We start from the raw sequence: 3,718 nt of genomic DNA on the forward strand, positions 1-3,718 counted from the left end.
GAGCCAACCGCCGGTTCGACCTGCTGATGATTCTGAGCGTCGGTTTTCCGCTGAGGTCGATCGCTATTCGCGATCGAGGATGGGACAGCCGCGCTCGGTGCCAAAAGTCACGCGCACGCGGTCGCCACCCTGTCTGCCGCGGACTGTGATCTCCCGGCGGCCGACGGACTCTATCCTTGCGCGGCGGATGCCCATTCGGTCTGCCTTGTCGAGGGCCCGGTCCTCCGTGCAGCCTCGTTGACGGCGGTCGCGCCGGTCGTCGCGACGGGGGCCTTCGCAATCGTCATAGGCGGGGTCGCAATCTTCCATGAGCTTCAGCCGCGGGCCATGTTTGCCCAATTGCAGCTGCAGATTGTCTGCTTGTGCCGGAAAAGCCGCCAAGGTGATGGCGCCGAGGCCGACAAGCGCCATCAGCGATGAGGTGATCGAAACCTTGCGCACTACGTCCTCCATTTTGAACCACAACACATCTATCCTTAGATGGTTCGGCTCTCCCCGGCTATTGCCGATAGGAGGTTTGCTGCCAAGATTGATTGTTGCGTTACCGCCGGCGCCAGCCGATGTCACCGCGCTCCGCCCCATCGAGGCGGTCGAGCAGTTCTCGGAGCCGGTCGGGAATGTCGGCCTCGGTGCGGAAGGCCGGCAAGGTGCGTAGAAAGCGGGTCACCGCCTCGGCACCCAACTGGCGCCTGACCTCGATGGCCAGCCCTTCTGCCTTTTCGCCCGTGTTGCGGGTCATCGTCTCAAAATCCTGTGTCGGCTTCGAAACTCCTCCAGCAAGGGAATGGTTCCCCCATCCTGCCTGTGGGGCAAGCAAAGCCGGCAGTTAAGGTAAAATTTGAATTAAAATCGAAATGCCTTGCCTGCCATTGTCCGGCCTTGGCCGGTGGCTTCCATAATCGCTTACCCCTTGATTTTTGGCTGCCAAACATCGATATCGGGCACAAAATCCACATCATTCGAGATTGACGGGAAACGGCGATGAGCGACCAGGCAAAAGACGAACGCGCGCCCGATGAAGTCGAGGCGACCGAGCCCGCAGCCGAGCGCACGGAAGGCAGCACCGACGGCGACTATGAAGCCCTTGTCCGGCTGCTGAAGGAAAATGAAGAGCTGAAGGACCGCGCGCTGCGCGTGGCGGCCGAAATGGAAAACCTGCGTCGCCGCACGGCGCGCGATGTTCACGATGCGCGCACCTACGCGGTCGCGAATTTCGCCCGCGACATGCTTTCGGTGTCGGACAATCTGCGCCGCGCGCTGGATGCGATTCCCGCCGAGGCCAAGGCATCGGGTGACGCCGGCTTCAAGGCGCTGATCGAAGGCGTCGACCTCACCGAGCGCGCCATGCTGTCGGCGCTGGAACGGCATGGGGTCAAGAAGCTCGCGCCGGAAGGCGAGAAGTTCGATCCCAATTTCCACCAGGCGATGTTCGAAGTGCCCAATCCGGACGTCCCGGCCAACACCGTGGTCCAGGTCGTGCAGCCGGGCTATTCGATCGGCGACCGCGTGCTGCGCCCGGCTATGGTCGGCGTCGCCAAAGGCGGTCCGAAGTTTGCCGCCGCTGAAGCGCCGGTCGAGCCGGGGCCGGTAAACGAGCAGGCTGAGAAAGATGCATAGTTAAGGGAGTAGGGCAGTAGGGCAGTAGGGAAAAGGGCAATCGCACCTTCCGTGCGGCTTCGTGCTAAACATACTGCCCTACTGCCCTATTCCCTTACTCCCCTGGCCTGCCATGAACCCCATCGCGCTTCTCGACTATGCCGGTGTCGCCGTCTTCGCGGCGACGGGGGCGCTTGCGGCTTCGCGCAAGCAGCTCGACATTATCGGCTTCCTGTTCCTGGCCAGCGTCACCGGGATAGGTGGCGGCACGCTTCGCGACGTCATCCTCAACCTGCCGGTTTTCTGGGTCGCCAACTCCGGCTATGTGCTGGTCTGCGCCGCGGTTGCGGTGCTGGTCTTCTTCAGCGCGCATCGTGTCGAATCGCGCTGGAAATGGCTGCTCTGGCTCGACGCCATCGGGCTCGCCGCTTTTTCGGTGATGGGCGCGGCCAAGGGGCTTGCGATTACCGGTTCGCCGGTCGTCTCCGTCATCACCGGCGTGCTCACCGCCACTTTCGGCGGCATTCTGCGCGATCTTCTTGCCGGCGAGCCATCGGTGCTGCTCAGGCCCGAAATCTATGTCACGGCGGCCCTTGCAGGTGCCGGCCTTTACACGCTTGGCGATCTTGCCGGACTGCCGCCGCTCGCCTCGGACCTTGCCGGTTTTGCTGCGGCGTTCCTTGTGCGTGGCGGCGCGCTCAAATTCGGCTGGTCGTTTCCGTCCTACAAGAGCCGGCCCGGCAGGCGGCCGGAAGATATTTTGTGAAAAGGAAGCGAATAGCGAATAGGGGTTGAACGAGATAGCTCCCGCTACTTTCTATTCGCTAGCCTCACGCAGCGAAGCGCTGGGCTTCCCCGCCATAATAGTTGACGTAGCGTGCGCCGATCTCCTTGACCGGCATCACGACGAACACATCGACCGTCGAGAATTCGCGATCGATGACGCAGCCGTCGCCGATGCGGGCGCCGACGCGCAGATAGCCCTTGACCAGAGGCGGCATCGCGGCGATCGCCGCCTTGGCATTGACCGCCTCGATCGGCATCAGGTCCATCGAGCAGTAGCGCCCGGAGACCGCGCGCACGTCCCAGGCCGAATTTGTGCGGCAGTGGTGGGCGAGGTAGGTGAGCGCCTCGGCATGCGCCGCCGGCACGGTGCCGTGAAAAGAAGCGCAACCGGTCATCACACCGATTTCGTAATGGTTGATGTAGGCCCAGATGCCTTGCCACAACGCCTCGATGGTGCGTTTCGAGCGGTATTCCGGCAAGACGCAGGAGCGGCCGAGTTCCAGGAAACGCTGGCCGGGGTGACGGGCAATGAGCTTGGTCAGCTCGAATTCACCTTCGGAATAGAAACCGCCGGCCGTGGCCGCGATTTCTTGCCGCAGCAGCCTATATGTACCGACGATACGGCGATGTTCGGGACCGGAAAGCGTGGTGTCCAAAACCAGCAGATGGTCGCAGAGTGGATCGAACCGGTCGGCGTCACGGCGGTCATGGGCCTGGAACAGGTCCTTCCTGGCGCCAAGTTCGTCGTAGAACACCCGGTAGCGCACTTCCTGCGCGGCCGCGATCTCGGCCTCGTTGCGAGCGAGCCGCACTTCAAGATTGCCTATACGGCCCAGTGCCGCGCCCTTTATGACGGAATCGACGTTACGTCCGGCAAGCAAGGCGCTGCTGGCGTTCGGCCGAGTGTCACATTCCGGCATAACTGTATGCACGAGTGATTCTCCTTCGAGCCATCCCTCTTGGCACGGGGATACGGTGTAGGTGCAACAGGATTGTGACAGTACCGTGATACGACGTCGTGGGCAATACTTCGTCGGCTGGCGAATACGATCAACCGGCTACGTTTAAGTGATCGCCCGGTGCGGAACGGGCGGTGGAAAGCTCAGGCCGCGACGACCTGGCCCTCGACGGCATTGACCAGCGCCTCGGGGTCGAGCGGCTTGGTGACAAAGCCGCTGGCGCCATGGGCCAACACCGCATGGCGGGTCTTTTCCTGGCTGTCGGCCGACAGCACCATGATCGGCACCGGCCGCACGGCACTTTCTTCCTCATGGCGGCGGATGGCGGCAATCGCGTCCAGCCCGTCCATGACCGGCATGTGCAGATCCATCAAGAC

Annotated in this window: 6 protein-coding genes; 2 read left to right on the top strand and 4 right to left on the bottom strand. The window is 62.6% G+C overall.

The genetic code is table 11. The features are described from left to right. Positions 1 to 63: 63 nt before the first annotated feature. Positions 64 to 567, bottom strand: coding sequence for a hypothetical protein (locus EOA22_RS27410; protein ID WP_335916267.1), 504 nt, complete (start codon positions 565 to 567; stop codon positions 64 to 66). Next, positions 542 to 739, bottom strand: coding sequence for a hypothetical protein (locus EOA22_RS27415; protein ID WP_024502834.1), 198 nt, complete (start codon positions 737 to 739; stop codon positions 542 to 544). The genes EOA22_RS27410 and EOA22_RS27415 overlap by 26 nt, the downstream gene beginning before the upstream one ends. A gap of 242 nt (positions 740 to 981) precedes the next feature. Here EOA22_RS27415 and grpE point away from each other — a divergent pair, with 242 nt between their 5' ends. Continuing rightward, positions 982 to 1,617, top strand: a complete 636-nt coding sequence (gene grpE, locus EOA22_RS27420) for a nucleotide exchange factor GrpE (RefSeq protein ID WP_027161324.1) — start codon at positions 982 to 984, stop codon at positions 1,615 to 1,617. Between the two features lie 112 nt (positions 1,618 to 1,729). Next, positions 1,730 to 2,362, top strand: coding sequence for a trimeric intracellular cation channel family protein (locus EOA22_RS27425; protein WP_013529571.1), 633 nt, complete (start codon positions 1,730 to 1,732; stop codon positions 2,360 to 2,362). 64 nt (positions 2,363 to 2,426) lie between these two features. On the opposite strand, the gene EOA22_RS27430 is transcribed toward EOA22_RS27425, so the two are convergent. Together EOA22_RS27430 and EOA22_RS27435 are read right to left on the bottom strand one after the other, a co-directional pair. Then, positions 2,427 to 3,302 (bottom strand): GNAT family N-acetyltransferase, encoded by an 876-nt coding sequence (locus EOA22_RS27430; RefSeq protein ID WP_023812526.1) that lies wholly within the window; start codon positions 3,300 to 3,302, stop codon positions 2,427 to 2,429. A 182-nt stretch (positions 3,303 to 3,484) separates the two neighbouring features. Beyond that, a partial coding sequence (locus tag EOA22_RS27435) for a response regulator (protein ID WP_164755882.1) occupies positions 3,485 to 3,718 on the bottom strand: 234 nt, incomplete at its 5' end.

It is taken from the genome of Mesorhizobium sp. M7A.F.Ca.US.014.04.1.1 (genome assembly GCF_003998745.1).
GTDB lineage: Bacteria > Pseudomonadota > Alphaproteobacteria > Rhizobiales > Rhizobiaceae > Mesorhizobium > Mesorhizobium ciceri.

Excerpts from the sequence above, each read along its gene's own strand:
- EOA22_RS27430 (WP_023812526.1), bottom strand. The coding sequence starts at position 3,302 with ATGCCGGAATGTGACACTCGGCCGAACGCCAGCAGCGCCTTGCTTGCC.
- EOA22_RS27425 (WP_013529571.1), top strand. The coding sequence starts at position 1,730 with ATGAACCCCATCGCGCTTCTCGACTATGCCGGTGTCGCCGTCTTCGCG.
- grpE (WP_027161324.1), top strand. The coding sequence starts at position 982 with ATGAGCGACCAGGCAAAAGACGAACGCGCGCCCGATGAAGTCGAGGCG.
- EOA22_RS27415 (WP_024502834.1), bottom strand. The coding sequence starts at position 739 with ATGACCCGCAACACGGGCGAAAAGGCAGAAGGGCTGGCCATCGAGGTC.